This window comes from Schauerella aestuarii, assembly GCF_009866805.1.
In the GTDB taxonomy this organism is placed as follows: Bacteria; Pseudomonadota; Gammaproteobacteria; order Burkholderiales; family Burkholderiaceae_B; genus Schauerella; species Schauerella aestuarii.
Genome location: NZ_SIZW01000014.1, coordinates 1 through 290 on the forward strand (window position 1 = coordinate 1; position 290 = coordinate 290).

At 50.0% G+C, this 290-nt stretch carries 1 rRNA gene; it reads right to left on the reverse strand.

Annotation, left to right across the window (positions count from 1 at the left end):
* A 16S ribosomal RNA gene (locus EYW45_RS00040) occupies positions 1 to 202 on the reverse strand; the annotation flags it as partial.
* Between the last annotated feature and the right edge of the window lie 88 nt (positions 203 to 290).

Below are 290 nucleotides of genomic sequence, written 5' to 3' on the forward strand. Positions count from 1 at the left end.
CGATCCCCTGCTTTCCCCCGAAGGGCGTATGCGGTATTAGCTACGCTTTCGCGTAGTTATCCCCCGCTACTGGGCACGTTCCGATACATTACTCACCCGTTCGCCACTCGCCACCAGACCGAAGTCCGTGCTGCCGTTCGACTTGCATGTGTAAGGCATCCCGCTAGCGTTCAATCTGAGCCAGGATCAAACTCTTCAGTTTAATCTCTGTTTAATATCGTACTTCCGAATAAAACCGAAGCTTCATTCAGGTTGTACGTCGCTACTCAAAGGAAGATAAGGGTAAAAAA